Raw genomic sequence first — 24,579 nt, forward strand, 5'->3', positions numbered from 1 at the left:
TGCAGCTCCTAGTTGTAAACCCACAGGACGCGGGCGGGCAGGTCGGTCAGGTTGGCGTAGCGGCAGTGGGCGAAACTGGCCAGGTGGAAACTGTCGCCGGGGCTGAGGGTGACTGGCTCGGCTTCGCCATCCACCCACAGGGTCAACTCGCCTTCGAGCACAAATCCGGCCTGTTCGGCGCGGTCGCTCATGCTCTGTTCGCCGCTGTTGGCACCGGGGGCCAACAGACTGTCGAGCATCGAGAACGCGCCGTTCATGCTCGGCGACACCAGGATGTCGGTGATGCCATTGGCGTAATACACCGTGCGCCGCTCGTTGGGACGGGTGACCCAGGCCACCGCCTTGGGTTTGGGCAGGCTGTAGAAATAGGTGGTGGGCACGTCGAGGGCGTGGCTGATGGCGGTCAGGTCGGCTACGGTGGGTTGCGACAACCCACGTTCCACTTGAGACAGAAAACCCACCGAGCGCTCAATCTTTTGCGCCAATTGCGACAGGGTGAGTTTCTTGTGCTTGCGCAGGTCGTGGATCAGGGTCGCGAGTGTGGCGAGTTCATCTTGCGCAGTCATGAAAATTATATCGAATAATTTCATGAAAAATTACACGATAAATTTCACGAAAGCAATCGACATGCACCAAAATCTGTGGCGAGGGAGCTTGCTCCCGCTGGGCCGCGAAGCGGCCCTAACCCATTCACCGCATTTGTTCAGTTAGTACGCGGTCGGGCTTTTTGGGGCTGCTGCGCAGCCCAGCGGGAGCAAGCTCCCTCGCCACAGGGCATTGGGCAATATGGGGAAACTGTATTGAGCAGGGGCATCGGAGGTGCCTGCTAGGTTGAATGGATCATTCAACCATTCAGGGGTGCAAAGGATTGCTGCACAAGCCCAATTCTCATTTGTTGCGACGTGGCCGTTATTCGGAACCTGGTCGAGCTTATTTGGTAACTACCGTGGTTTATCAGCGTCGTCCGGTATTTGCCGATATTTACCTGGGGCGGCTATTGGTTGCCGAGCTCAAACGAGCCCATGACCTTGAGCTGGTCAACTCTTTGGCCTGGGTCATTATGCCGGATCACCTTCACTGGTTATTTGAATTGCGAAGCGCGACGCTGTCTGAAGTGATGAAGCGAGTGAAGTCGCGAAGCACACTGACCATCAACCGAGCCCGTCGCACACAGGGTGCTTTCTGGCAGAACGGCTATCACGATCGTGCGGTGCGAGCCGAGGGAGACCTTATCAAGGCTGCTCGCTACATCATCGCCAACCCACTGCGAGCCGGACTGGCCGGGCATGTTGGCGACTACTCACTCTGGGACGCCGCCTGGCTATAACGGTGTACCCCTTGTGGCGAGGGAGCTTGCTCCCGCTGGGCCGCGAAGCGGCCCCAACCCAATCACCGCATGTTTTCGGTGGGGGCGCGGTCGGCTTTTTGGGGCTGCTGCGCAGCCCAGCGGGAGCAAGCTGCCTCGCCACAGGAAACAAGGCTGAATGATTGCGCGCCGCCGCGGTCGGAACCTGGGTACGCATCATTAATTGAAGGAGCACCCATGAAGTCGAAAACCTTAGCCGCTTGCCTGCTGGTCGCTGCCAGCTTTTCCACCGTCAGTGCTGTAGTGCAGGCCGGCGATACCCCTCAGGAAACCGTGCAACCTTCAAACATCAACGCGCGCGACTTGAAAGAGGGCGACCGTGCGCCGGATATCCTGATGCGCAAGGAGTCGGCCATCAGCGATTGGAAAAAGCGCGGCCTCAAGCAGCCCGAAGAAGAAAGCCAATGGGCGCGCGTAGGCGACAAGTACGTGCTGCTCAAGACCACCAACGGCACCATCCTCGAGATTACGCCAGTCAAGAAATAATCCCGCCGGGGCACCTCCTCGTTTCATTTCTCTTGCGTTAAGGTAACCGACCCCAATGGTCGCGTTACCTTTGAAGAACGAGAGCAGGATGCTTGCCACCATAAGAAACTACCCGCGTACCGTGAACCTCTTGCTGTGCGCCACGTTGCTGCTGACGCTGGCCAAGGCCATCACCTTTCCCTACCTCGTGATCTACCTCACCAGCCATTTCGCCCTGGACATTACCCAGGTCGGCCTGGTGATCGGCAGTTCGTTGATCGTCGGCTCGCTGCTGAGCGTATACGGCGGTTTTCTGGTCGACCGCATCAATAGTTATCGCCTGCTGCTCGGGTTGAGCCTGGTGTTTGTGCTGGGGTTTATCGGCACGGTGCTGGCGCAGAATATCTGGGCGTTCTATGGCTGCCTGATCCTGATCAACCTGGCCTACGCCGTCATCGATATTGCGGTGAAAGCCGGCTTCGCCAGCCTGCTGCCTGAAGACGCGCGCAGCGAAGTGTTTTCCATCAAGTACACGCTTACCAATATCGGCTATGCCGTAGGGCCGTTCTTTGGCGCGATGGTGGCCAAGCTGGATATCAGCCTGCCGTTTATTCTGTCGGCGCTGTTGGGGCTGGGTTTTTTTCTGCTGTATGGGTGCTGGGGTGACCGTAACTTGGCCACTGTGGACACCACGCAAAAACCGGTGCCGTTCCTTGCCGTCGCCCGCGTTTTGCTGCAGGACCGTCGCCTGGTGTGCTTCACCCTCGGCGGTTTACTCAGCGCGGTGGTGTTCGGCCAGTTCACGGCCTACCTGTCGCAGTACCTGGTGACCACCACGACCGCCGAATACACCTACACCGTGATCAGCGCGGTGCTGACCACCAACGCCGTGCTAGTGATCGCCTTGCAGTACTTGATTGGCCGGCGCATCTCACACCGTTACCTGAGCCAGTGGCTGATCGCTGGCTTGAGCATGTTCATGCTGGGGTTGATCGGCTTCGGGCTGTCCACCAGCGTGATGGGCTGGGTGCTGGCGATGGCGGTGTTCACCGTCGGGGAGATCATCGTATTCCCGGCCGAGTACATGTTTATCGACCGAATTGCCCCGGACCACCTGCGGGGCATGTATTACGGGGCGCAAAACCTGTCCAACCTCGGTGCCGCGCTGGGGCCGGTGCTGTGTGGGCTGGTGTTGGCCAGCCTGCCGGCCCATTACATGTTCTACATGCTGGGGGCATTTATCGTTGCCGGCGGGGTGTTTTATTTCATGGGAGCGGCGATAAAGGCAAATCATCCAGCGTGAGCTTGCCGACGTTGTTGCTTTGCAGCTCGTAGCGCAACTCATCCACCATTTTTGCCACTTCATGCGGGGTCTGCAGGCGGTTGGTGCTGATGCCGGTAACCACCAGGTCGACACGGCCGGTCTCTGCGTCGTAGACCTTGAGGGTCAAGGACGCATCCCGGCACAGGGTGAATTCGCACGTCAGCGGTGACAGGCCTTCTTCGATGCAGTTGCGCAGTTGAGAGAGGGTAAACATGCGGGTTCCTTCAAGGCATAAATACGATCCCTTGAAGGTTATTGCTTGCACCGCCTCTCAATAAGGCGAATTCGCACTAGGCGCACTAGTGCATTTGCAGGGTCAGGGCTTGTTTTTCAGGCGCAAATCACCGGCAAACAGCCCGCGTTCACGGGCCCAGACGATCGCTGCACTACGGCTGTGCACCCCCAGCTTGGAATACACGGTGGCCACATGGTTACGCACGGTGTTGGGCGCCAGTTTCAGGCGCGAGGCAATCTCTTTGTCCGCCAGGCCCTCGCAGATCAGGCCCAATACATCGCGCTCGCGGGCGGTGAGGTCGGTGAAGGAAACATTCGGCAGGTTGGGGCTGTTGACGCTCTTGGCGTTGGCCAGCTTCTCGATCAGGGTCTGGCTGAACCAGGACGCGTCTTGCATGACTTCCTCGATGGCGGCCACCAGTTCCAGCTCCGAGCGTTTGCGTTCGGTAATGTTCATCAGCACCATCAGGTAGCAGGGCACGTCCTGGATAATCACGGTGTCGGCGGACACCACGCAGTCGATCACCTCATTGCCTTTCTTGCGCACCTTGAGGTCCTGGCCTTCAAGGTTGCCGGCTTTTTCCAGGGTGGCGAACAACTGCGCGCCGGCCTGGGGGCTGTCGATGAAGTTGATGTCTTCGATGGATTTGCCGATCAACTCCTCGCTGATGTAGCCGGTGATGCTCATGAAGGCTTCGTTGATGTCCACCACCTGGCGGTTGTCGGCGCTGCACACCAGGGTCGGCACGGGCGTCAGGCGAAAGGATTTGGCGAACCGCTCTTCGCTCTGGCGCAGGGCGATCTCGGCTTTGCGCCGTGGCTCAAGGTCTGTGAAGGAAAACAGCATGCAGTCTTCCTCGTTCATGTCCAACGGTTGGCCGGCGACGATCACCAGTTTGCTGCCACCTTCGGGCAGCCTCAGTTCGGCCTGCATCTGCGGGATGGTCGCGCCTTCGCCCAGGCGCTGGATCGCCAGGTCCTTGCGCTCGGCCTGTTCCAGCACATCCAGCTCATAGACCGATTTGCCGATGACCTGGTCGCGGTTGTAGCCGGTCATCTCCAAAAAACCCTGGTTGACCTTGATGTAGCGCAGGTCGCTGAGGCGACAGATCACGGCGGGCGCCGGGTTGGCGTTGAAGGTTTTCTCGAAGCGTTGCTCGGCGCTGGCCCATTCGGTGGCGTCGCTGAGGATCAGCACCAGCAACTCCGGCTCACCCTGGGCATCAGTCAGCACCAGGCTGCGCAGGCGATGTACCCAACTGCGGTGTTCGTCGTCGGCGGGCGTGACTTCCACCACCACATCGCTGAACTCTTCACCGGCAGCCACGCGGCTGAGGGGGTAGCTGTCCAGTGGCAAGGGATGGTTGTTGCGATAGCGCAGGGCAAAGCGCTTGGCGTACGCCTCGGTATTGGCGCCCAGTTCCTTGACCTCGCTGACCCCATGCATGGTCAACGCCGCTTCATTGGCCCACAGAATGGTCTGGTCGACCTCAGCCAGGATCACACCGTCGGACAGTCCCGAAATGATGGTTTGCAGTTGGCGGCGGTTGGTTTCTTTGGCGAGAACATCCTGGGTCATAACGTCTCCGATTAGGGCAGGGCAAGGCACATTGGGTTACGACATCCTGGCTTGAGGATAGTGCAGAGTAATTGCCCACGGGGCAGTGCGAATGCACCAGAGCGCCTGGTGCATATGGGCCAGGACTGAACGTATGTCGTTTCGCCACACTCACACCCATCAAGGCGCATTGCCTTGCTCCTCAATTTGAAAAGGACCTTTGTATGACCACTGTCTATGAAACCAATCGATCGCTGTTTCGAGTGTCGTGGAGCTCGGTATTGGCCGGTAGTGCAATCGCACTGGTCACCTACCTGGTCTTGAGTGTGTTGGGCACCGCCATTGGCGCCAGTGCCATTGACCCGATGGAAGCGGGCAACCCGTTGAGCGGTTTTGGCACGGGTGCGGGTATCTGGTTGTTTGTATCGACTCTGGTTTCCATTGCATTGGGCGCATTCGTGGCCGGTCGTACGGCGCCGGATCGCGGCGGCTTGCATGGGGTGCTGACCTGGACCCTGACCACTTTGCTCACCACTTGGCTGCTGGCAGGCCTGGCCGCAAGCGTCGTCGGCACTGCCGGCAACGTCGTGGGCAAAGGTTTGTCCGCAGCCGGCAGTGGCATTGCTGCCGCAGCGCCGGGGATTGGCAATAGCATCAAGCAACAGTTGAACGAGCAGGGCATCGAGCTGGACTGGAACAGCCTGCAAGGCCAACTGGATACTTTGCTCAAGCAGAGCGGCAAAGCTGAGCTAGACCCTGCCAATGTTGAGCAAAAAGCTGATCAGGCAGCTGCCGATGGCAAGCAGTCGGCTACCGATGCAGCGACCAACCCTGCCCAGGCCAGTGATGAGCTCAAGCAGTGGTTCGAACGTGTGAAAGCGTCGGGCGAGCCAGCACTGAATGCAGCGGATAAAGAGGCGCTGGTCAACATCGTCGCGGCCCGTACTGGCAAGAGCAAAGAAGAAGCCACCCAGATTGTCGACAACTATGCCCAGGCTTATCAGCAAGCCATGCAAAAGGTCGATGAGCTGAAAAAACAGGCTGAACAGAAAGCCCGTGAAGCCGGTGAAGTCGCTGCCAAGCAACTGTCCCGCGCGGCCTGGAGCACCTTGGCCATGCTGCTGTTGGGCGCGGCCTTGAGCTTCTTTATCGGTCGTATCGCGCTGACTACCCGTCGCGTGCCCTTGGCTTAAAAATGTCTGCGGCAAGGACGCCGCCTGTGTGAAGGGGTAAAATGCTGGCATTTTACCCTTATCTCACAAAGGTGCCCCTTGAGCGCAGGCAAAGCCGTCGGACTGTTAGTACTCACTTCCCTGTTGGCGGCGTGCGGCACCTCGCCGCCACGCACGCCCAACGACCTCTGCGGTATCTTGCGCGAAAAAGATGACTGGTACGACGCCGCCAAGGTCACGCAAAAGCGCTGGGGCGTACCGATCCAGGTGCCGTTCGCGATCATGTATCAGGAGTCGGGCTTTCGCCACGACGCCAAGACCCCGCGTAAATACCTGCTGTGGATCATCCCTTGGGGCCGCGTCTCCACCGCTTCCGGCTATGCCCAGGCCAAGGATGAAGTGTGGAACGACTACCGCAAAGCCACCGGCCGCAGTGGCGCTGATCGCGAAGACTTCGACGACGCCATCGACTTTATCGGCTGGTACATGGACAAGACCTACACCATCAACGGCGTCTACAAATACGATGCCTATGGCCAGTACCTTAACTACCACGAAGGCTGGGGCGGCTATCGCCAGCGCACCTACGCCAGCAAAGCCTGGCTGCCGCCGGTAGCGAGCAAGGTACAGGCGCGTTCGCAGATGTATGCGCGCCAATATGCCGGGTGCAAGGATGAGTTGGGGCGTGGGTTCTGGAGCCGGTTCTGGCATTGGTTGTAAAAAGCTTTTGAATGCGCGCAGATCCAATTGTGGGAGCTGGCTTGCCTGCGATAGCGGTAGTGCAGACACAGATGCAGTGACTGACACACCGCCTTCGCGGGCAAGCCCGCTCCCACATTGGATTGCGTTCACGCTGGCCATTCCCCTGCACTTGCCAAACCCATCCGATTCTGGGAAAACCCCAGCCTTTTCACGCCTTCAATGAGGACCCCATGAGCAACGATGAACTGCAGGTCACCGACATCCGCCTGGGCGACGGCAAAGCCGTGGTCAAGGGCGCGCTGATCACCACCCAATACACCGGCACCCTGGAAGATGGCACGGTGTTCGACTCCTCCTGGGAGCGGGGCAAACCGTTCCAGTGCGTGATCGGCACTGGCCGCGTGATCAAGGGTTGGGACCAGGGCTTGATGGGCATGCAGGTTGGCGGCGTGCGCACCTTGTATGTACCGGCGCACCTGGCCTATGGCGAGCGCTCGATGGGCGCGCATATCAAGCCCAACAGTAACCTGCGTTTCGAGATTGAATTGCTGGAAGTGCTGACGCGGGATGATTGAAGAGGTTGAACATGGACGTTGATCCACAGGTGTTGCCTGGCTGCTCCTTCGAAGGCATTCGGGTGGTTGAGCTGCTTGACTGCGATGAGGCTGAGCTACAGCAGTTTTTTGAACAGGCGCCGGCTTACTTCATCGCGGTGAATGGCGAACCGGCTACCTCGACCGAAGCACGGGAAGAATTACGCGGCCAATTACCCGCAGGCTGGCATTGCAGCCGCCTGTACTGGCTGGGTTACCGCGATGCGCAGGGCCACCTGGTCGCCGTGGTGAATATCGCCGCGGATTTGCTCGCCGCCGGGGTGTGGCACATCGGGTTGCTGCTAGTGCATACGCGCTGGCACGGCAGCGGGCTGGCGCAGCGCTTGCACACCGACCTTGAGGCCTGGGCGGTAACGAAGGGCGCCCAGTGGCTGCGGTTGACGGTGGTGGTGGGCAATACCAGGGCCGAGCGTTTTTGGCCCAGGCTTGGCTATGTACAGGTGCGCACCCGTGAGGGAATCACGATAGGCCGGCAGGTGAATAGGGTGTCGATACAGGTCAAGCCCGTCGGTCAGGGAACTATCGACGGCTACCTGGCGTTGGTTGTGCGGGATCGACCCGGCGCACCGTAATATGAATGGGTTTTGGCTTCATGCGCAGGCTAGAGCACACCGCCATCTGTAGGAGCGAGCTTGCTCGCGAAAAACTCGCAGGCGCCGCTTTTATTCAGCAAGCACACGTTATCGTTGGCGTTTTTCGCGAGCAAGCTCGCTCCTACCGTTGTTACCTGAACCCATCCTGAAGAATTTTCTTATTCACCATTCAGGCACTTTCCTACGGTTTACTCCGCCAACATCGGGGCGTAAGCTTCGCGCGTTTTCATCAATAGCGGAGACCCTCAGTGGGTACTTGTTCGAGTGACAGTCGTCGGCCGGTTTCGGTAACCGGCCTCTTGGCAAGGTAACGCGCATTTTCCAGATGCCGTTGTCTCGCCTTACAAAGCGAGAAGCGGCATCCCGGCGGTGGCCAGCCCTGGCACCTGCCTGATCCTCTCTCATCGACGCTGACCAGCACCTGGGTAACGCCTGGATGCTACGGACGCGCCTGCCTGTTACGGCGGGCGGGCCAGGTTCGGCTGTGCCTGTGTGACGGGCGCGGTGTGGACGGGCAGTACCTGCACGACGGTTTTTCCTCGCGCAGGAGTTACACCATGAATCTCACTTTGCTCAAAGAGTTCTTCGCCGGTTTCCTGCGGACCCGGCATATCGCCCGGCATTTTCGCCGCCTGGCGATGCTGGAGACCGTGACCGATGCCAGCGTCAGCCGCGAAGTACCGCTCAGCCTGGCGCAGACACTGGTGGCGTGTGCCAACCGCAGCACTGTGCAATTGCTGGGCGTACTGGGCAGCCACGCCGAAGGCCTGAGCACTCAGGAAGCCGACGCCCTGCGCGTGCAATACGGCCTCAATGAAGTCGAGCATGAGCAGCCGCTGCCGTGGTGGGTGCACCTGTGGCATTGCTACAAGAACCCATTCAACCTGCTGTTGACCCTGCTGGCGGTGATCTCCTGGCTGACCGAAGACATGAAGGCCGCCACGGTGATTTTTTCCATGGTGGTGCTCTCCACCCTGTTGCGCTTCTGGCAGGAGGCCAAGTCGAACAAGGCCGCCGACGCCTTGAAGGCCATGGTAAGCAATACCGCGACGGTGCTGCGCCGCGATGCTGCCAAGCGCATTGAACTGCCGATCAAGCAACTGGTGCCAGGCGATCTGATTGTGTTGTCGGCCGGCGACATGATCCCCGCTGACTGCCGCGTGCTCAGCGCCAAGGACTTGTTCGTCAGCCAGGCGGCGATGACCGGTGAATCCATGCCGGTGGAGAAGTTCGCCCACCAGCAGGACGCCCACACGCGCAACCCGCTGGAGCTGGAGAATATTCTGTTCATGGGCACTAACGTGGTATCTGGCGCCGCCACGGCGGTGATCCTGGCCACCGGCAACAGCACGTATTTTGGTGCCTTGGCGCAACGCGTCACGGCGACGGACCGGGCGACTACCTCGTTCCAGCAGGGGGTCAACAAGGTCAGTTGGTTGCTGATTCGCTTTATGTTCGTGATGGCGCCGCTGGTGCTGTTCATCAACGGTTTCACCAAGGGTGACTGGACCGAAGCGTTGCTGTTCGCGCTGTCGATTGCGGTGGGCCTGACCCCGGAAATGCTGCCCATGATCGTCACCTCGACCCTGGCCAAGGGTGCGGTGTTTCTGTCGCGCAAGAAGGTGATCGTCAAGCGCCTGGACGCGATCCAGAACTTCGGCGCCATGGACGTACTGTGCACCGACAAGACCGGCACGCTCACCCAGGACAAGATTTTCCTGGCGCGTCATGTGGACGTGTGGGGCCAGGAGTCGGACGACGTGCTGGAAATGGCCTACCTCAACAGCTACTACCAGACCGGCTTGAAAAACTTGTTGGATGTGGCCGTGCTCGAGCATGTGGACATCCATCGCGAGCTGAAAGTCGGCACCGCGTTCCACAAGGTTGACGAGATTCCCTTCGACTTCAACCGCCGCCGCATGTCGGTGGTGGTGGCCGAGCAGCACCAACCGCACCTGTTGATCTGCAAAGGGGCGGTGGAAGAAATTTTGTCGGTGTGCAACCGCGTGCGCCATGGCGACGTCGATGAAGCGCTGACCGACGAACTGCTGGCGCGCATTCGCCAGGTGACGGCGGCCTTTAACGAAGAAGGGCTGCGGGTGGTGGCGGTAGCGGCGCAGCCGATGCCGGCGGGGCGCGACACCTACACCCTGGCCGATGAAAACAACCTGACGCTGATCGGCTATGTGGCATTTCTCGACCCGCCCAAGGAAAGCACCGCGCCCGCCCTCAAGGCCCTGAAGGCCCATGGCGTGGCGGTGAAAGTGTTGACCGGCGACAACGAACTGGTCACGGCGAAGATCTGCCGTGAAGTGGGTCTTGCGCAACAAGGCTTGCTGATGGGTAACGACATCGAGGCGATGAGCGACGCCGAACTGGCCCTGGCCGTGGAAACCACCAATGTGTTTGCCAAGCTCACCCCCAGCCACAAGGAACGCATCGTGCGTCTGCTCAAGGCCAACGGACATGTGGTGGGCTTTATGGGCGATGGCATCAACGACGCTCCGGCGTTGCGCACGGCGGATATCGGGATTTCGGTGGACAGTGCGGTGGACATCGCCAAGGAAGCGGCTGACATCATCCTGCTGGAGAAGAGCCTGATGATCCTGGAGGAGGGCGTGCTGGAAGGCCGGCGTACCTTCGCCAACATGCTCAAGTACATCAAAATGACCGCCAGTTCCAACTTCGGCAACGTGTTTTCGGTGTTGGTAGCCAGTGCCTTCATTCCGTTTCTGCCGATGCTGCCGATGCACCTGCTGGTGCAAAACCTGCTGTATGACATCTCGCAAATTGCGATTCCGTTCGACAACGTCGATGACGAAATGCTCGCCACGCCGCAACGCTGGCAGCCGGGGGAAGTGGGACGCTTCATGTTGTTCTTCGGGCCGATCAGTTCGATCTTCGACATCACCACGTTCGCACTCATGTGGTATGTGTTCGATGCCAATACTCCAGACCACCAGACGCTGTTCCAGTCCGGCTGGTTCGTGGTGGGGCTGCTGACCCAGACCCTGATCGTGCACATGATCCGCACGCCGAAAATCCCGTTCCTGCAAAGCCGTGCAGCGCTGCCGTTGATGCTGATGACCGGCGTGATCATGGCCGTGGGGATATTCCTGCCGATGGGGCCTTTGGCGCACTACTTCAAATTGCAGGCGCTTCCGTCGCTGTACTTCGTGTTCCTGCCGGTGATTTTGCTGGCGTACATGGCGCTGACTCAGGCGGTGAAGGGCTACTACATCCGCAGGTTTGGCTGGCAGTAATACAACATCGCCAAACCCTGTAGGAGACGGGCTTACTGTAATGCCCGTCGGATAAGGTTCTGTAGGAGCGAGCTTGCTCGCGAAAAACTCGCAGGCGCCGCGTTCCTTCAGCAAGCATGCGTCATCGTTGACGTTTTTCGCGAGCAAGCTCGCTCCTACAGGGACCGGCATTGTTTCAACGTGCATCTGCATTCATGGAGATTTTTTATGCAGGCAATCAACAACATCAACCTCAACTCCCTGGTCGACACCGTGGTCAGCCTTAGCGCTGCGTTTATTCTCGGTGGCCTGATCGGGTTCGAGCGCCAGTACCGCCAGCGCACCGCCGGCTTACGTACCAATGTGCTAGTGGCGGTAGGCGCGGCGATCTTTGTCGACATGGCCAACCGCCTGGGCGGTGCGGAAGGCGCGGTGCGCGTGGTCGCTTACGTGGTGTCGGGCATCGGCTTTTTGGGGGCGGGTGTGATCATGCGGGAGGAGGGCAATGTACGCGGTCTTAACACTGCCGCCACCCTCTGGGCTTCGGCGGCGGTAGGCGCCTGCGCCGGGGCCGACCTGATCCTCGAGGCCTTGCTGGGTACGCTGTTTGTGCTGGCGGCCAACACCTTGCTGCGGCCGATCGTCAATAACATCAACCGCCAACCCTTGGACGTGGTGTCGGCAGAGGTCACCAATATTCTCTATGTCATTGCGCGCCGCAGCCAGCAACAGGCCGTGATGGTGTTACTGGAAGCCGAGCTGGCACGCTGCAACTACCCGGCCAGCGATGTCGACGTGCGGCCGTTCGGCAGCGACGAAGTGGAAATCGAGGCCATCCTGGCCGCTACGTCGGTGGATGGCGACGAGTTGGATGCACTGGTGGCGCGTCTCTCAACATCAACCCTGGTGGTACAGGCTTTCTGGAGCCCGAGTACCACCGATTGACCCTATGGGCTGGCCAGGATTGGCTAAGCTTGCTTGTGGAAAAATCCTACACCTAGTCCGGATTATCCCTTCAGTTGAAACATCATTGCGTTGCTAAGGTTGGGCACTTGCGGCTGTTGGGCCATTGAGGTTCGGCGTCCGTGGTTATGCTGAGTTAATTGAAGGGGCCAGACACCGCCTCGTTACCGTCCTGAAAGGGCAGTGCCGCTTGTCGGAACTGTCAGTTCTCACAGGTACCCCGGTGCGGTGTGATGTGTAAGGGTATTTTGTCCGCATAGGGAAGTTTTATGAGCAAAGCATTAATTGTGGATGACCATCCGTTTATCCGGGCGACGGTCAAACATCTCCTGCAATTGGAGGGGTTTGATGAGATTTTTCAGGCAGGGGATGGCGCGGATGCCATGCAGTTGGCGAGGGAGCAACGTCCCGAGCTGATTATCCTTGACCTGGCGATGCCTAAATTAGGCGGGTTGGAGGTCATCAGCCGCATCAAGGCGTTGGGCTTGCCATGCAAGATTCTGGTGCTGACCTCCTACCTGGCGGTGTTTTTTTCTACCCGCTGCATGCGTTCCGGCGCCATGGGCTTCGTCGCCAAGACCGGTGAACTGGATGAGCTGCAAAAGGCTATCAAAGCCATCATGTCGGGCTACAGTTGCTTCCCCAGTTTGCCGACCAGTTCGGTGCGTCGCGACGATCTGCAAGAAACGGAACGGCAGATGATCGAGTGCTTGTCTGACCGTGAACTCACCGTGTTGCAAATGTTGGCCCTGGGGCTGGGCAACAAGGAAATCGCCGAGCAGATGCTGTTGAGCCACAAGACCATCAGTACCTACAAGACTCGGCTCAAGGAGAAGTTGCGTATGTCCTCGGTAGTGCACTTATCCAAGTTTGCCCAGCGCAACCATCTGATCTGAACTGAAATGATCACCACCGCGTTAATGAGGTTCGCCACGATCCTTTGGATGAGCCTGTTACCCCTGATCGCGGTGGCCCTTGAAAAGCCTCACGTTTTACGGCTGTTGGGGCACTCTCATATCGAAATCCCGCACGTGGCGCTGGACGAGGCCGATTGGCGTTGGCTGCGTGAGCGGCGCTCATTGCTGATGGGTGTTTCGGCGCCCGATTACGCACCTTTTGACTTGACCAATAACAATGACGAACTCGAAGGTATCACGGCCGATTTTGCCGCATTGGCCGGCCAGGCCCTGCATATCTCCATCGAGGTTCGGCGTTACGACACCCGCGACGAAGTGATCGAGGCCCTGAAACAGGGGGCGGTGGATTTCCTCGGTTCCGCCAATGGCTATGAAGCGGCCGACCCGCAACTGCTGTTGTCTCGCTCTTATGCCAACGATCAACCGACCCTGGTAACCCGCAGCGGTGACAGCCTGGGGTTAAATGACGAGCTGGCCGGCAAGCGCGTGGCGATGCTGTATCACTATATGCAGCCGGACGCCGTACGGGCGTTTTACCCCCAGGCTCAGTTGGAACTGTTTGCCTCGACCTTCGAAGCCATTGGTGCCGTGGCGTTTGGTCGTGCCGACGTTTACCTGGGGGATGCCATCAGTAGCAACTACCTGATCAATCGCAACCACCTCAACAATGTGCGCATGGCGGATTTTTCCGGCCTGGAAGTCAATCCGTTTGCGTTTGCCGTCACCCGGGAAAATACGCGTTTACTGCCCATTCTCAATGCTGCGCTGGGGGCGATTCCCGCCAGCGAGCAGATGGAAATCCTACGCCGCTGGAGTGGGGGTAACCTGGGCATAATCGGCGTTGACCGGCTGCATTTGAGCGCCAGTGAACAACGCTGGGTGCAGAAAAATCCACGGGTCAGGGTCGCGGTGCTCAATGATTTCCTTCCCTTATCGTTTATCGGCGATCAAGGCCAATTTGAGGGGCTGAGTGCCGAGGTGCTGTCGCGCATCAGTTTGCGCACCGGCTTGAAGTTCGATGTGGTGCCAGGCAGTTCGTTGCCGCGCCAGATCAACATTGTCAGCGCGGGCACGGCGGACATGCTGGCGGTCGTCACGCCTAGCGTGGAGCGGGCTGAAAAAGTGCGCTTTACCCGGCCCTACTTGACCAACCCCTTTGTGCTGGTTACCCGCGACAGTCCGCACAGCCTGCTCACGCTGGAGGACATGGTCGGCAAACGCCTGGCCATGGTGGTTGGCAATGGGCTGCACGATGAGATAGCGCAGAATTTTCCAGGCGTGATGTTTGTCGACGTGGAGACCCCCCAGCAAGCCATGGCGCTGGTGGCCAAGGGTGACGCCGATGGCGCGGTCAACTCATTGATCAGCGCACGTTATCTGATCAACCGGTATTACCGCGACCGCTTGCGTGTCACCAGTACGGTCGGCACTGAGCCTGCACGCGTGACCTTTGGGGTCAACCGCAGTCAATTGGAGTTGTATTCGATCCTCGACAAGGCACTGCTGAGTATCACCCCGCAGGAAATGGACGAGTTGATTGGCCAATGGCGCAGCGAGGTCATCATCGAGGACAGTTACTGGTTGCGCTATCGCAACGTGATTCTTCAGGGCTTTGGGTTGGCGGCGCTGTTGTTGGCCGTCACGCTGGGCTGGGCCATTTACCTGCGCAGCCTGATTCGTAAGCGCCTGCAAGCCGAGCGGGCGCTGAGCGATCAGATGCGGTTCATGAGCGTATTGATTGACGGCACGCCGCACCCGATTTACGTGCGTGATCGCCAAGGGCGGCTGATGGCCTGCAATAACGCCTACCTTGACGTGTTTGGCTACAAGCTTGAAGACGTGATCGGCAGGACGGTGGTGGAAACCGACGTCGAAAACCCGCCACAGGCCCAGTCATTTCATGAGGATTACCTGCGCTTGATGGCTGGGGGCGAACCGCAGATTCATGATCGAATACTCAAGGTGCCCAATGGCGATGTGCTGACCATTTACCAGTGGATGCTGCCGTACCGTGACGGCGACGACAAGGTGGTGGGCATGATTGCCGGTTGGGTCGACGTGAGCGAGCGGCACCGGTTGCTCGGCCAGCTACAGGAAGCCAAGGACGATGCCGACGCCGCCAATCGCGCCAAGACGACCTTCCTGGCGACCATGAGCCACGAGATTCGCACGCCCATGAACGCCGTGATCGGCATGATTGAGCTGGCGTTGAAAAATGCCGAACAGGGGCGGGTCGACCGCGACGCCCTGGAGGTGGCCTCGGTGGCTTCGCGGGGGATGCTGGAGTTGATCGGCGATATTCTCGATATCGCACGGATCGAGTCCGGGCACTTGTCGCTGACCCTGGAGCCCGCCAACCTGCATGAGTTGTTGGCGTCGGTCGCGCGCGTGTTCGAGGGGCTGGCCCGAGCCAAGGGGCTGGCGCTGCAGGTTGAGCTGGACCCGTTGATTGACCAGGCGGTGCTGGTCGACCCGCTGCGATTCAAGCAAGTGGTGTCGAACCTGCTGAGCAATGCCATCAAGTTCACTCCCCATGGGCAGGTCAGCCTGGTCGCGCAGGCGGTGGTCGAGGACGATCGCTTGGCCGTGCAGTTATGGGTGCAAGACACTGGCATTGGAATCAGCGTCGCCGACCAGCAGCGGTTGTTCAGCGTGTTTATCCAGGGCAGCAACAATCAGCAGTCGGCACGCAGCGGGTCTGGGCTGGGGTTGGTGATCAGCCGCAGCCTGTGCGAAATGATGGGCGGCCAATTGCACTTGAGTAGCGTGCTGGGGCACGGCACTCGGGTGGACGTGACGTTGGCCCTGGCCATCAGCGCCACGCTGCCGGCCCCGATTGAGCCTGTGCAAGAGGCGGCGCCTGAGGGCCGTGCGCTGAACATTCTGGTGGTGGACGACTACCCGGCCAACCGCTTGCTGCTGGCTCGACAGTTGAGCTTTCTGGGCCACCGTATCGTCACTGCCGAAGACGGTGTCCAAGGGCTGGAGCAGTGGCGAGCGGGGCAGTTCGATGGCGTCATTACCGATTGCAACATGCCCTTCAAGAATGGCTATCAGCTGGCACAGGACATTCGCGCGCAAGAGCGTGAACAGGGTCTTGAGCCCTGCCTGTTGCTGGGGTTCACCGCCAACGCCCAGCCGGAGGAAGCTGAGCGCTGCCGGCAGGCGGGCATGGATGGGTGCCTGTTCAAGCCAACCGGGCTTGACGACTTGCGGTCGGCGCTGGCCTCGCGTTTGGCCGACGCGGGCCCGCAGCCGGTGACGACGTTCGACTTGAGCACACTGGTCGCGCTGACCGGCGATGATCACGCTGCGCTTGTCGAATTGTTGGCGCCGTTGCTTGAAAGCCTGGAGGCGGACCGTGCCCTGCTGCCACGTCTGGCAAGCCAGGCCGACTTTGCCAAGCTGCACGACCTTGCGCACCGTGCCAAGGGCGGCGCGCGGATGGTCAAGGCAGACCCATTGATCCGGGGGTGTGAAGCGTTGGAGGCAGCGTGTGAACAGCGCGACCGTCAAGCATTGGCGGCAGCGGCCGAGGGCGTGGGTGAAGCGATCGATGTTTTGCATCGTGGCTTGAGCGCTTATTGCAATCAGCCCTGACTGTGGTTGATCGCCATTCGGGAAATTTGGGAAAACTCTTACGCGAACCGGGAACATGCCTGATTTTGTCGTCGGCATATGTCTGGAGAATGGACGACGCTCACTGCCGAGCACTGCCTGCCCAGGGGTTTGCCATGCCGAACAAAGCACTGACCATCCTGATTGCCGATGAACAGCATCTGCAACGCTTGTACATCGAGAAAATGCTCAACCAGTTGGGTTATTACCGGATCGTGCCGGTGCAAACATTCGAAGAGGTGCGGATTCTCACCGCCATTCCTGCCGAACCCTTCGACGTGCTCATAATCAATGCGGGGCTGATGGACCATGCCCATGAGCCTCAGCCCCAAGTGCGTCATGTGCTGGCCTACGAGCATCTGGACCTGGGCGCCCCTTGCGGCGTAACGCCGGCCGTGCGAGTGCGATTGCCGGGCGTGCCGGACCACGTCAACCTCGAACACTTCATGGACATCGTCGACCCCTGCGAGACTGCTCACGGCCTGCGGGTGTTGCCGTGGCTGCGGGAGCTGTCCCGCATGCCGGTGGCCCGGGCCTAGTCCACAGCCATTGCTTGTAGGAGCGAGCTTGCTCGCGAAAAACTCGCAGGCGCCGCGTTTATTCAGGAAGCGCGCGTTATCGTTGACGTTTTTCGCGAGCAAGCTCGCTCCTACAAGAGGGCGCCTCAAGGGGTTACTGTATGCCATTAAGTTTGCGGGCCAGTTCAATCGCCACCTTGCCGCTGCCGACGCCAGGGACTAAATGGGTAAACGGAATATCGATCATCCGGTTCTCACGCACCGCTCGCAACGTGGATAGCACCGGGTCGGTGGTCAGCAATTGGCGCTTGCGGCTGCTGGGGGACCACAGGGCGTCGGCCAATAAAATGATGTCAGGGTCCATCATCAGCAAGGTTTCACTGTTCACGGTCACTCGTGAAAGGGGGATGTCAGCCAGCACATTGCGGGCACCCGATGCGGCCAGCAGCGCTGTGACAAAACCCCGTTGGCCTTCACTGGCGAGGCCGTTGACCTCACTGTCCAGGTAAAACACGGACACAGGGCGGGCGTTGTCAGCCAATGCCTGGGCACGTTGCAGGTCGGCGTCCAGTGCGTCGCTCAGGGCCTGGGCGTGTTGCGATTTGTGCAGCAGGGCGCCAAGGGTGAGCAGGTCCTGGCGGATGTGCTCGAAGTAATCCAGGTTGTGCCCGGCGCACGCGGACTCCAGCAGGTAGGACGCCACGCCGTTATCGGCCAGGCCAGTGCGTGAGCTCACGCCCTTGCCGAACGCGCTGGCGAACCCGCCCACCACCAAGTCGGGACGCTGTGCATACAGCACTTCGCTGGAGGGGTATTGGGCGGCAATCACCGGCACTTCGAAATACCGGCCCTGTCGATGCGCGTTGTCGCTGTCGTCCAGATAGGCCACGCCCACCATTGAAGGCTTGGCATCCAGCGCCAGCAAGAGGTCGGCCGCGTGTTGATTGAGGGCGACGATGCGCGAGGGTGGCGCGTGTGGCAGTGTCCAGGCCTGGGCGCAATTGGTGTAATTGTCTGCCCGCACCGGAGTTGCGTAGAGCAGGGCAATCAAGCATAAGCCCCACGTTTTCATGCGCGCTCCTTGAGCAGTAGATCGTCAACCACTTCACCGCCTACCAGGTGTACATCCACCAGGCGTATCGCATCCGCCTTGCTGTGCACGCCGTACCAGCAGCGCTGCGGGTAAACCGTGAGCACCGGCCCGAGGTTGCAGGGGAACTGACAATGGGTGCGGGTCAGCAGCACGCCGTCGGGCACTTCGATGCGTTGCAGCTCCAGCAGCCGGCGGCGCAGGGTTTTCCACAGTTGCAAGGCGCCGCGCTGGGTGCAGCGCGGGCCGGTGCACAGGAACACATGGTGGCTGTGGTCAGGAATTCGCGACCAGTCGGGGTGGGTGTCGACCCCGTCGATTGGCGTGATGTCAGCCATCAGAAGCGATACCTGTAACGCACCTCTGCGGTGAGCGGTCGGCCCAAGTTGTCGACGTTGTTGGCGCGACTGGTGACGTAGTCGCGGTCGAAGAGGTTTTCCACCAGCAGGCTCAAACGATGCCGGTGGGCACTGTCCAGATAGCGATAGGCGTCGGCGTCCACCACCGAATAATGACCGTACTCGACCTGCTTGGCGCTGACGACGTCGCGGATATAACGCAGGGCCGCGCCTGCCCCCCATAGTCGGTTTTGCGATTCAAAACCGATGCGTGAGCGGGCGAAAAAACTGGGGATATCGTTAAGGGTGACCCCGGCGCGGGATTCGGTCAGGTTGCGGGTCATGTCGGCCTGCACGCTCCATTGGTCGTTGAGCGCCAACCTGGCGTCGGCCTCGAAACCGCGCATTTGGATCTGGCCCTGACCATTGACCCACTGCACATCGTCCAGAGTGATCAGGTCGGTGATCTTGCGTTTAAACAAGGTGACGCTGGCGCTGAAATTGCGTTCTGCAAGTTGCCCTGTGTAATCAAGGCCCAGCTCGGCGTTGCGGCTTTTCTCCGGCTTGAGGTGGCGGTTGCCCTGTTCGTCCGCTTCGTTGACGAACAGCTGTTCGGCATTGGGCAGCTTGTAGGCGGTGCCGTATTGGCCGCGCAAGGCCCAGTGATCGTTGAGGTTATAGAGGGAGGTGAGCATACCGACGGTGGCACTGTCACCGCCGCTCATGGCCTCGTGGCGTACGCCGAGGCTGGGGTGCCAGTCGGGCAGGGCGTCGATCTGCGGGCGCAGTTGGCTATACAGCGCGTGGGCCTGGGCTTTGTTGTCGTCGATCACCAGCACATCGTCCTGGCCCTTGAACCATTGGTTGTCGCTGCCGACGATCACTACATGGCCGCCCGGCAACTCGGCTTTGCCTTCGGCTTGCACGCCCCAGTCGGTGAAGCCCCAGTAGTCGTTATGATTGATGACCTGGGTACCACCACCGTCTAGGTTGTTGATGCGGGTATAGCGGGTATCCCAATCGTTGATGTGGCCCTTGACGAAATAACTCAGGCGTTCGTCGAGGCTCTGCTCGAACGTGGCTGTGGCGATTTGCTGTACACGGTCGTTGGTAGTTTTGTGGGAGGCTACCGGACGGGCGAAATCCAGGTTGGCGTCGGCGTATTGGTAGAACAGTTCCAGGCGCGAATCATCGCCAAAAGATTGAACGGCCTTGGTACCGAAGGTAGTGACTTCGTAAGAGCGTTTCTTGTCCGTGACATTTTTCATATCGCGATTGCGAAACGGCTGGTAGCCCTCGGACGCATTGCGGCTGACGTAGGCCAACACGCCCAGGTCGCCCCAGCCGTTGCTGAAAATCTTCTCGACCCGTGCGTCACCCGTGGTGCCGCCGAAGGTGTCGAGGCCCATATTCACTTCGCCGGCAGCCGCCCGCGTCTGTGGGCTGCGGGTCACGATGTTGATCACGCCCGATACCGCCTGGGTACCGAACAGCAGGCTCTGGCCGCCCTTGAGCACTTCGATGCGTTCAATGGCATTGGCCGGCAGGGTGTCGAGGTACAGGCCACCGTACAGGCGGTTGTTCAAGCGCACGCCATCGAGCAGGATCAGGGTGTCATCGTTGCGCCCGCCGAGCAGGGAATAGGTGCCATAGTCGAACGGACCGTTCTTCGGCGCCACATACAGCCCGGGAATGAACATTTGCATCACCCGCGACACGTCGGCTGAAGGGCCGGCCCGCTCAATCTGTTCGCGGCTGACCACGTTGACGTTGCTGCCGTACTGGGCCATGGCCGCAACAGTGCCGGACTCCACTGAGGGCGCCGAGACGACTTGCGGGTCGAGCACCAGGGGAGTGTTGTCGGCCAGCAGCAACGGGCTGAACAGGCAACTGATCAAGGGAGTGAATGAATGTCGGATCATAGTCTTCTCGAAAGTATCTTCGCAGAAGCACGCAAGAGAAGGCATCGAGCACACGCCAATACCGGCCCATGCCCGCCCACCGCAGGAGTTTGCCAAACAGAAATTCCAGGCCGGTCTCCGGGCTCATGCGTATGGATACCTTCACCTTCCCATGGCGCGAGGGCCACAGTGGTGTGTCGAAGGGATCACGCATATACCGTTGCGGGGGCAGCACCGGACTTGCTCAACATGAGCGTACCGGTTTCCCGTTTCACCCCAAGCACGGCGGCAGGGGGCACCTGAAACAGGCTGGCATCTGAACACTCGCACGAGTGCTCGTCAACTTTCCCGCCTCTCCCAGATGTATGTTTTTCACCGATCAGTCGGCTTTTCCGTGTTCCCGCAACTGCTCAGCGGCACTGCGTAACAACTGCTCGGTCCCGTCCCAACCCAGGCAACCATCGGTCACCGAAACGCCGTATTTCATCGACGCGCTCAGTGGCTGGCAGCCTTCGAACAGGTGACTCTCAAGCATCATGCCGACCAGCGAGGTATCACCTTGCAAGCGCTGCTCCAGCACGTCATTGAATACCGCCGGTTGGCGCAGCGGGTTCTTGCCGCTGTTGGCATGGCTGCAATCGACCATGATCCGTGCCGCCACCTTGGACTTGGCCAGGTCATGCTTTACGTCGGCCACGCTTTGCGCATCGTAGTTGGGCCCACGGTGGCCGCCACGCAGCACCAGGTGGGTGTCGGGGTTGCCGGGCGTCTGGATGATCGCCGGGTGGCCCTGGCTGTCGACGCCGAAATGGCGATGCGGGTGAGAGGCTGAGCGCATCGCATCGCAGGCAATGGCGACGCCACCGTCGGTGCCGTTCTTGAAGCCCACGGGCATGCCCAGACCGCTGGCCATTTCGCGGTGAATCTGCGATTCGGTAGTGCGTGCGCCGATGGCGACCCAAGTGAGCAGGTCATCGAAGTAGCCGGCGGCCATGGGTTGCAGCAACTCGGTGGCGACCGGCAGGCCCAGGCGCAGCATTTCACGCATCAGTTCGCGGGACAGGGTCAGGCCGGCGGCCATGTCATCGCTGCCGTCCAGGTGCGGATCGTAGGCCAGGCCTTTCCAACCCACAGTGGTGCGCGGTTTCTCGACGTAGGCACGGATCACCAGCAGCATCTGGTCACTGACTTCAAGCGCGAGTTTCTTCAGGTTGCGCGCATATTCCATGGCCGATTCCGGGTCGTGGATCGAGCACGGGCCGACAATTACCAGCAAGCGTGAATCTTCGCCATTGAGGATGGCGCGCACGGCTTGCCGATGGGCGTGGACTTGTTCGTTGAGGAACGGGCTGAGCGGGAGTTGGTGCTTGAGTTCCAGAGCGCTGGGCAAACGCTGGGTCAGGGCTTCATTGGCGCTGTTGAGGGCAGAGATGGGCAAAGCGGCGACGGAGGAGTTCATATTCAAGGCTTCCTGGGCAAGCGGCGGGCGATTCCCGCACGCTTGGCCTACTGGGGTGTTCGACAATTGGCCGTATCGGCTACGTGTGTTGGCTTGCCACCACGGGGTGACCGGTCGGAGGCGGCAGGCTGTCCCGAACGGAGCTGGCTAAATCGCCATGCAGTGCAAGTGTCGTAGCGGTAATAGGTGGCGTAGTTCATGGTGTGATTCCTTTAAGTAAGCGTGAAAAACAAGTTGTCAGGCGCTGAAAAAACAAAACCCCCGGTCGGGGAGCCGACCGGGGGTTTAGATTTCTCTGGTAGGCGACCCCTTGAGTAGTGGGCGCCGATTTCAGGTATCAGGCGCGCCAGTGGCTAAACCAATACCCAAAATAAAAGCCGGCCAGTGCGCTCGAACCGTTCACACGGGTAGCCGACACCGAGCGCAAGGCGCTGGCAGCAGGGCAAACCTGAGTGTGGGTGAGTGGCAACATGGGGCTCTCCAAATGATGGGGGGAGCTTACTAGAGGCGTGCGGGTGGATTCAATCAGTAATTTCTATCGTGTGGCAGTCCTTACCGCTATGGGCATAGGTATCTACACAACTTTGCTGCGACGCTGGACCTGTGGCGAGGGAGCTTGCTCCCGTGACGGACTGACAGGCGACGCATCTCTACCTGACACCCAGGATCCAAATGTGGGAGCTGGCTTGCCTGCGATGACGGCCTTCCAGCCGACACAGCTATACCGAGTACATATCCATTCCTGCGGTAACGGCTACTTAGGGTTCCGCTCTGACAGCGGCTCACTGTCGAATTCCGGCCAGCGTGGTTTAACGGGGCGCCTAAGATCAAAAGCAGATCAACAGCGACTCGCTTCGTATCGTGGTTACCGTCCACCGTTACAGCGTTGTGTAGATACCTATGCCGCTATGGGCCAAGTGTGGATATGCTGACGGCTCTCAAACAATGATTGCCAGGACGCGACCATGACTGCCTTGACCCTTGCTGCGGCGCAAACCGTTTCCATCCCGGGCGATGTCGCTGCCAATATCCAGCGGCACCTGGCGTTGATGCGGGCCGCGGCTGAACAGGGCGTGCAATGCCTGGTGTTTCCAGAACTGTCACTGACGGGCTACGAGCCGTTCCTGGCGGCCGACCTGGCCATCGACCCGCAAGATGCCGTGTTGACGCCGTTGCGTGAGGTGGCGCGGGAGCTGCAGTTGACGGCCGTGGTCGGCATGCCGGTGCGCTTGGCGTCACAAGCAGGTGTGCTGATCGGCGCGCTGGTGCTTGGGGCGGACGGTTCAGCAGGCGTCTACACCAAGCAGCATCTGCACCCCGGCGAAGAGCTGGCATTTGCCGCGGGGCAGGGCGGTGAGCCCCTGGAATTGGCAGAGGACCGCATCGCGTTGGCGGTGTGCGCGGACTTTTCCCAGGCCAGCCATCCACGTCAAGCGGCGGCAGCGGGCGCCACGGTGTATGCCGCCGGCGTACTGATCAGCGACGCAGGTTACGCGGCGGACAGTGCTTTGCTTGAAGGCTATGCGGCCGAACATGGCCTGTTGGTACTGATGGCTAACCATGGTGGCCCGTCCGGAGGCTGGGCTTGTGCCGGTCGCAGTGCGATCTGGACCGCCGATGGCAACTTGCTTGTTGCCGCCCCCGGTGTCGGCGACGCGCTGGTGATCGCCCGTCGCGATGGCGGGCAGTGGGCTGGCCAAGTGGTAGCCCTCTGAATGAGGTTTCATTTGCGTCGGGCCACTGAGCAAGACCTGCCGTTTGCCCGCACCCTTACCCATGAGGCCATGAGCCCTTACTACCGTCAGAACGGCTTGTTGTGGTCCAACGACGGCTTCGACGTGGCCTGGGCTGGCCGCGAGAACTGGCTGATCTGCAACGATGATGGCGTCATGGGCTTTATCAGCCTGAGCCGCGACGGCAAGGCCCTGTATATCCGCGAGTTGCACCTGCTGGCGTGCTGCCGCAAGCAGGGCGCGGGCAGTTGGGTGCTGGAGCAAATGGCGCTCAAGGCACACGCCGAGGGCCTGGGCTTTCTGCGTTTGACGGTGTTCAAGACCAACCCCGCAAGAAGGCTGTATCAGCGCCTGGGGTTGAGCATTGTCGGTGAAGAGGATGGCTTCTGGCGGATGGAGCGTGAGTGTCGCGCACTCACATCGGACTAAAACAGGCGCGTCCTATAAATAAGCGCATACTGCTGTCAGCTAGTGCTTTGTTCATCGTGGGATTGAGCTTCAGGCTCATCCACGATAACGCCCTCTTTCATGCCCAGAAGTACCGCCACTTTATGGGCTTCTCCACGTCGTCCTTTTTTTCGCCCGGCGAGCACTTGATAGGTGGTTGCCGGGTCTACGCCATGCTCACGGGCGAACGCTTGAACTGACTTTCCTTGATGTTCCAGCCAGGCCTTGGCTTGTGCGGCAGTACGGATTCCGGGCATAGTTCAAAACCGTTCAAGTTTGTTTAACGAAGTGATGGTGTGACACCTCTTAGGGTGTGCCAATTTAG

General features: G+C 59.9%; 22 protein-coding genes and 1 riboswitch. Of the genes, 14 read left to right on the forward strand and 8 right to left on the reverse strand.

Features of this window, described 5'->3' with window-relative positions:
* Positions 1 to 8: 8 nt before the first annotated feature.
* Positions 9 to 566, reverse strand: coding sequence for a helix-turn-helix domain-containing protein (locus tag ODQ19_RS19775; RefSeq protein WP_330211011.1), 558 nt, complete (start codon positions 564 to 566; stop codon positions 9 to 11).
* A gap of 269 nt (positions 567 to 835) precedes the next feature.
* On the opposite strand from ODQ19_RS19775, the gene ODQ19_RS19780 reads away from it, so the two are divergent.
* From ODQ19_RS19780 to ODQ19_RS19790, 3 genes are all read left to right on the forward strand, one after another.
* Positions 836 to 1,327: an REP-associated tyrosine transposase gene (locus ODQ19_RS19780; protein ID WP_330211012.1), complete on the forward strand. Its 492-nt coding sequence runs from the start codon at positions 836 to 838 to the stop codon at positions 1,325 to 1,327.
* A gap of 216 nt (positions 1,328 to 1,543) precedes the next feature.
* Complete coding sequence (locus ODQ19_RS19785) at positions 1,544 to 1,852, forward strand: RcnB family protein (RefSeq protein WP_056787665.1); 309 nt, start codon at positions 1,544 to 1,546, stop codon at positions 1,850 to 1,852.
* A gap of 88 nt (positions 1,853 to 1,940) precedes the next feature.
* Entirely contained in the window at positions 1,941 to 3,134 is a 1,194-nt protein-coding gene (locus tag ODQ19_RS19790) for an MFS transporter (RefSeq protein ID WP_330211013.1), read from the forward strand.
* On the opposite strand, the gene ODQ19_RS19795 is transcribed toward ODQ19_RS19790, so the two are convergent.
* Together ODQ19_RS19795 and ODQ19_RS19800 are read right to left on the reverse strand one after the other, a co-directional pair.
* Positions 3,097 to 3,369 carry a DUF1652 domain-containing protein gene (locus tag ODQ19_RS19795; protein ID WP_330211014.1) on the reverse strand — a complete coding sequence of 91 codons (273 nt, stop codon included), beginning with the start codon at positions 3,367 to 3,369 and terminating at the stop codon, positions 3,097 to 3,099. The two genes, ODQ19_RS19790 and ODQ19_RS19795, sit on opposite strands and share 38 nt — an antisense overlap.
* 102 nt (positions 3,370 to 3,471) lie before the next feature.
* Positions 3,472 to 4,968: a PAS domain S-box protein gene (locus tag ODQ19_RS19800; protein ID WP_014717983.1), complete on the reverse strand. Its 1,497-nt coding sequence runs from the start codon at positions 4,966 to 4,968 to the stop codon at positions 3,472 to 3,474.
* 203 nt (positions 4,969 to 5,171) lie between these two features.
* On the opposite strand from ODQ19_RS19800, the gene ODQ19_RS19805 reads away from it, so the two are divergent.
* The 9 genes from ODQ19_RS19805 (at position 5,172) to ODQ19_RS19845 (ending at position 17,307) form a co-directional block, all read left to right on the forward strand.
* On the forward strand, positions 5,172 to 6,140 hold the full coding sequence (locus tag ODQ19_RS19805; protein WP_330211015.1) for a hypothetical protein: 969 nt from the start codon (positions 5,172 to 5,174) through the stop codon (positions 6,138 to 6,140).
* A 78-nt stretch (positions 6,141 to 6,218) separates the two neighbouring features.
* A complete protein-coding gene (locus ODQ19_RS19810) occupies positions 6,219 to 6,839 on the forward strand; it encodes a transglycosylase SLT domain-containing protein (RefSeq protein ID WP_116667375.1) in 621 nt (206 codons plus the stop codon).
* 212 nt (positions 6,840 to 7,051) lie between these two features.
* On the forward strand, positions 7,052 to 7,396 hold the full coding sequence (locus ODQ19_RS19815; RefSeq protein WP_003190363.1) for an FKBP-type peptidyl-prolyl cis-trans isomerase: 345 nt from the start codon (positions 7,052 to 7,054) through the stop codon (positions 7,394 to 7,396).
* Between the two features lie 11 nt (positions 7,397 to 7,407).
* The gene (locus ODQ19_RS19820) at positions 7,408 to 8,007 is read left to right on the forward strand and encodes a GNAT family N-acetyltransferase (protein ID WP_330211016.1); all 600 of its coding nucleotides are present in this window, start codon (positions 7,408 to 7,410) and stop codon (positions 8,005 to 8,007) included.
* Between the two features lie 578 nt (positions 8,008 to 8,585).
* A complete protein-coding gene (gene mgtA, locus ODQ19_RS19825) occupies positions 8,586 to 11,291 on the forward strand; it encodes a magnesium-translocating P-type ATPase (protein WP_330211017.1) in 2,706 nt (901 codons plus the stop codon).
* A 207-nt stretch (positions 11,292 to 11,498) separates the two neighbouring features.
* Entirely contained in the window at positions 11,499 to 12,215 is a 717-nt protein-coding gene (locus ODQ19_RS19830; protein ID WP_003190369.1) for an MgtC/SapB family protein, read from the forward strand.
* Positions 12,216 to 12,502: 287 nt separating this feature from the next.
* The gene (locus ODQ19_RS19835; protein WP_034127079.1) at positions 12,503 to 13,129 is read left to right on the forward strand and encodes a response regulator transcription factor; all 627 of its coding nucleotides are present in this window, start codon (positions 12,503 to 12,505) and stop codon (positions 13,127 to 13,129) included.
* Positions 13,130 to 13,177: 48 nt separating this feature from the next.
* Entirely contained in the window at positions 13,178 to 16,750 is a 3,573-nt protein-coding gene (locus ODQ19_RS19840; protein WP_442962770.1) for a transporter substrate-binding domain-containing protein, read from the forward strand.
* A gap of 134 nt (positions 16,751 to 16,884) precedes the next feature.
* Entirely contained in the window at positions 16,885 to 17,307 is a 423-nt protein-coding gene (locus ODQ19_RS19845) for a chemotaxis protein CheY (RefSeq protein ID WP_330211019.1), read from the forward strand.
* A 133-nt stretch (positions 17,308 to 17,440) separates the two neighbouring features.
* Here the strand turns inward: ODQ19_RS19845 and ODQ19_RS19850 are convergent, their stop codons facing one another.
* The 4 genes from ODQ19_RS19850 to ODQ19_RS19865 all read right to left on the reverse strand — a co-directional run bounded on the left by ODQ19_RS19850 (position 17,441) and on the right by ODQ19_RS19865 (position 22,074).
* On the reverse strand, positions 17,441 to 18,358 hold the full coding sequence (locus tag ODQ19_RS19850; RefSeq protein ID WP_330211020.1) for an ABC transporter substrate-binding protein: 918 nt from the start codon (positions 18,356 to 18,358) through the stop codon (positions 17,441 to 17,443).
* Complete coding sequence (locus ODQ19_RS19855; RefSeq protein ID WP_330211021.1) at positions 18,355 to 18,714, reverse strand: (2Fe-2S) ferredoxin domain-containing protein; 360 nt, start codon at positions 18,712 to 18,714, stop codon at positions 18,355 to 18,357. Before ODQ19_RS19855 ends, ODQ19_RS19850 begins: the two co-directional genes overlap by 4 nt.
* Positions 18,714 to 20,636 (reverse strand): TonB-dependent receptor plug domain-containing protein, encoded by a 1,923-nt coding sequence (locus ODQ19_RS19860; RefSeq protein ID WP_330211022.1) that lies wholly within the window; start codon positions 20,634 to 20,636, stop codon positions 18,714 to 18,716. Before ODQ19_RS19860 ends, ODQ19_RS19855 begins: the two co-directional genes overlap by 1 nt.
* A 91-nt stretch (positions 20,637 to 20,727) precedes the next feature.
* A riboswitch (cobalamin riboswitch) is annotated at positions 20,728 to 20,933 on the reverse strand.
* A 61-nt stretch (positions 20,934 to 20,994) separates the two neighbouring features.
* A complete protein-coding gene (locus ODQ19_RS19865; protein ID WP_330211023.1) occupies positions 20,995 to 22,074 on the reverse strand; it encodes a 3-deoxy-7-phosphoheptulonate synthase in 1,080 nt (359 codons plus the stop codon).
* Positions 22,075 to 23,039: 965 nt separating this feature from the next.
* Here ODQ19_RS19865 and ODQ19_RS19870 point away from each other — a divergent pair.
* On the forward strand, positions 23,040 to 23,789 hold the full coding sequence (locus tag ODQ19_RS19870) for a carbon-nitrogen hydrolase family protein (RefSeq protein WP_330211024.1): 750 nt from the start codon (positions 23,040 to 23,042) through the stop codon (positions 23,787 to 23,789).
* Complete coding sequence (locus ODQ19_RS19875; RefSeq protein ID WP_330211025.1) at positions 23,790 to 24,236, forward strand: GNAT family N-acetyltransferase; 447 nt, start codon at positions 23,790 to 23,792, stop codon at positions 24,234 to 24,236.
* Between the two features lie 35 nt (positions 24,237 to 24,271).
* Here the strand turns inward: ODQ19_RS19875 and ODQ19_RS19880 are convergent, their stop codons facing one another.
* Complete coding sequence (locus ODQ19_RS19880; RefSeq protein WP_044273192.1) at positions 24,272 to 24,511, reverse strand: DNA-binding protein; 240 nt, start codon at positions 24,509 to 24,511, stop codon at positions 24,272 to 24,274.
* Positions 24,512 to 24,579: the final 68 nt, after the last annotated feature.

This window comes from Pseudomonas sp. AM4(2022) (assembly GCF_036346515.1).
Taxonomy (GTDB): Bacteria; Pseudomonadota; Gammaproteobacteria; order Pseudomonadales; family Pseudomonadaceae; genus Aquipseudomonas; species Aquipseudomonas paracarnis.

Excerpts from the sequence above, each read along its gene's own strand:
- ODQ19_RS19870 (WP_330211024.1), top strand. The coding sequence starts at position 23,040 with ATGACTGCCTTGACCCTTGCTGCGGCGCAAACCGTTTCCATCCCGGGC.
- ODQ19_RS19835 (WP_034127079.1), top strand. The coding sequence starts at position 12,503 with ATGAGCAAAGCATTAATTGTGGATGACCATCCGTTTATCCGGGCGACG.
- mgtA (WP_330211017.1), top strand. The coding sequence starts at position 8,586 with ATGAATCTCACTTTGCTCAAAGAGTTCTTCGCCGGTTTCCTGCGGACC.
- ODQ19_RS19860 (WP_330211022.1), bottom strand. The coding sequence starts at position 20,636 with ATGATCCGACATTCATTCACTCCCTTGATCAGTTGCCTGTTCAGCCCG.
- ODQ19_RS19790 (WP_330211013.1), top strand. The coding sequence starts at position 1,941 with ATGCTTGCCACCATAAGAAACTACCCGCGTACCGTGAACCTCTTGCTG.
- ODQ19_RS19815 (WP_003190363.1), top strand. The coding sequence starts at position 7,052 with ATGAGCAACGATGAACTGCAGGTCACCGACATCCGCCTGGGCGACGGC.
- ODQ19_RS19780 (WP_330211012.1), top strand. The coding sequence starts at position 836 with ATGGATCATTCAACCATTCAGGGGTGCAAAGGATTGCTGCACAAGCCC.
- ODQ19_RS19800 (WP_014717983.1), bottom strand. The coding sequence starts at position 4,968 with ATGACCCAGGATGTTCTCGCCAAAGAAACCAACCGCCGCCAACTGCAA.
- ODQ19_RS19875 (WP_330211025.1), top strand. The coding sequence starts at position 23,790 with ATGAGGTTTCATTTGCGTCGGGCCACTGAGCAAGACCTGCCGTTTGCC.
- ODQ19_RS19865 (WP_330211023.1), bottom strand. The coding sequence starts at position 22,074 with ATGAACTCCTCCGTCGCCGCTTTGCCCATCTCTGCCCTCAACAGCGCC.
- ODQ19_RS19805 (WP_330211015.1), top strand. The coding sequence starts at position 5,172 with ATGACCACTGTCTATGAAACCAATCGATCGCTGTTTCGAGTGTCGTGG.
- ODQ19_RS19820 (WP_330211016.1), top strand. The coding sequence starts at position 7,408 with ATGGACGTTGATCCACAGGTGTTGCCTGGCTGCTCCTTCGAAGGCATT.
- ODQ19_RS19795 (WP_330211014.1), bottom strand. The coding sequence starts at position 3,369 with ATGTTTACCCTCTCTCAACTGCGCAACTGCATCGAAGAAGGCCTGTCA.
- ODQ19_RS19880 (WP_044273192.1), bottom strand. The coding sequence starts at position 24,511 with ATGCCCGGAATCCGTACTGCCGCACAAGCCAAGGCCTGGCTGGAACAT.
- ODQ19_RS19785 (WP_056787665.1), top strand. The coding sequence starts at position 1,544 with ATGAAGTCGAAAACCTTAGCCGCTTGCCTGCTGGTCGCTGCCAGCTTT.
- ODQ19_RS19840 (WP_442962770.1), top strand. The coding sequence starts at position 13,178 with ATGAGCCTGTTACCCCTGATCGCGGTGGCCCTTGAAAAGCCTCACGTT.
- ODQ19_RS19830 (WP_003190369.1), top strand. The coding sequence starts at position 11,499 with ATGCAGGCAATCAACAACATCAACCTCAACTCCCTGGTCGACACCGTG.
- ODQ19_RS19850 (WP_330211020.1), bottom strand. The coding sequence starts at position 18,358 with ATGAAAACGTGGGGCTTATGCTTGATTGCCCTGCTCTACGCAACTCCG.
- ODQ19_RS19775 (WP_330211011.1), bottom strand. The coding sequence starts at position 566 with ATGACTGCGCAAGATGAACTCGCCACACTCGCGACCCTGATCCACGAC.
- ODQ19_RS19845 (WP_330211019.1), top strand. The coding sequence starts at position 16,885 with ATGCCGAACAAAGCACTGACCATCCTGATTGCCGATGAACAGCATCTG.
- ODQ19_RS19855 (WP_330211021.1), bottom strand. The coding sequence starts at position 18,714 with ATGGCTGACATCACGCCAATCGACGGGGTCGACACCCACCCCGACTGG.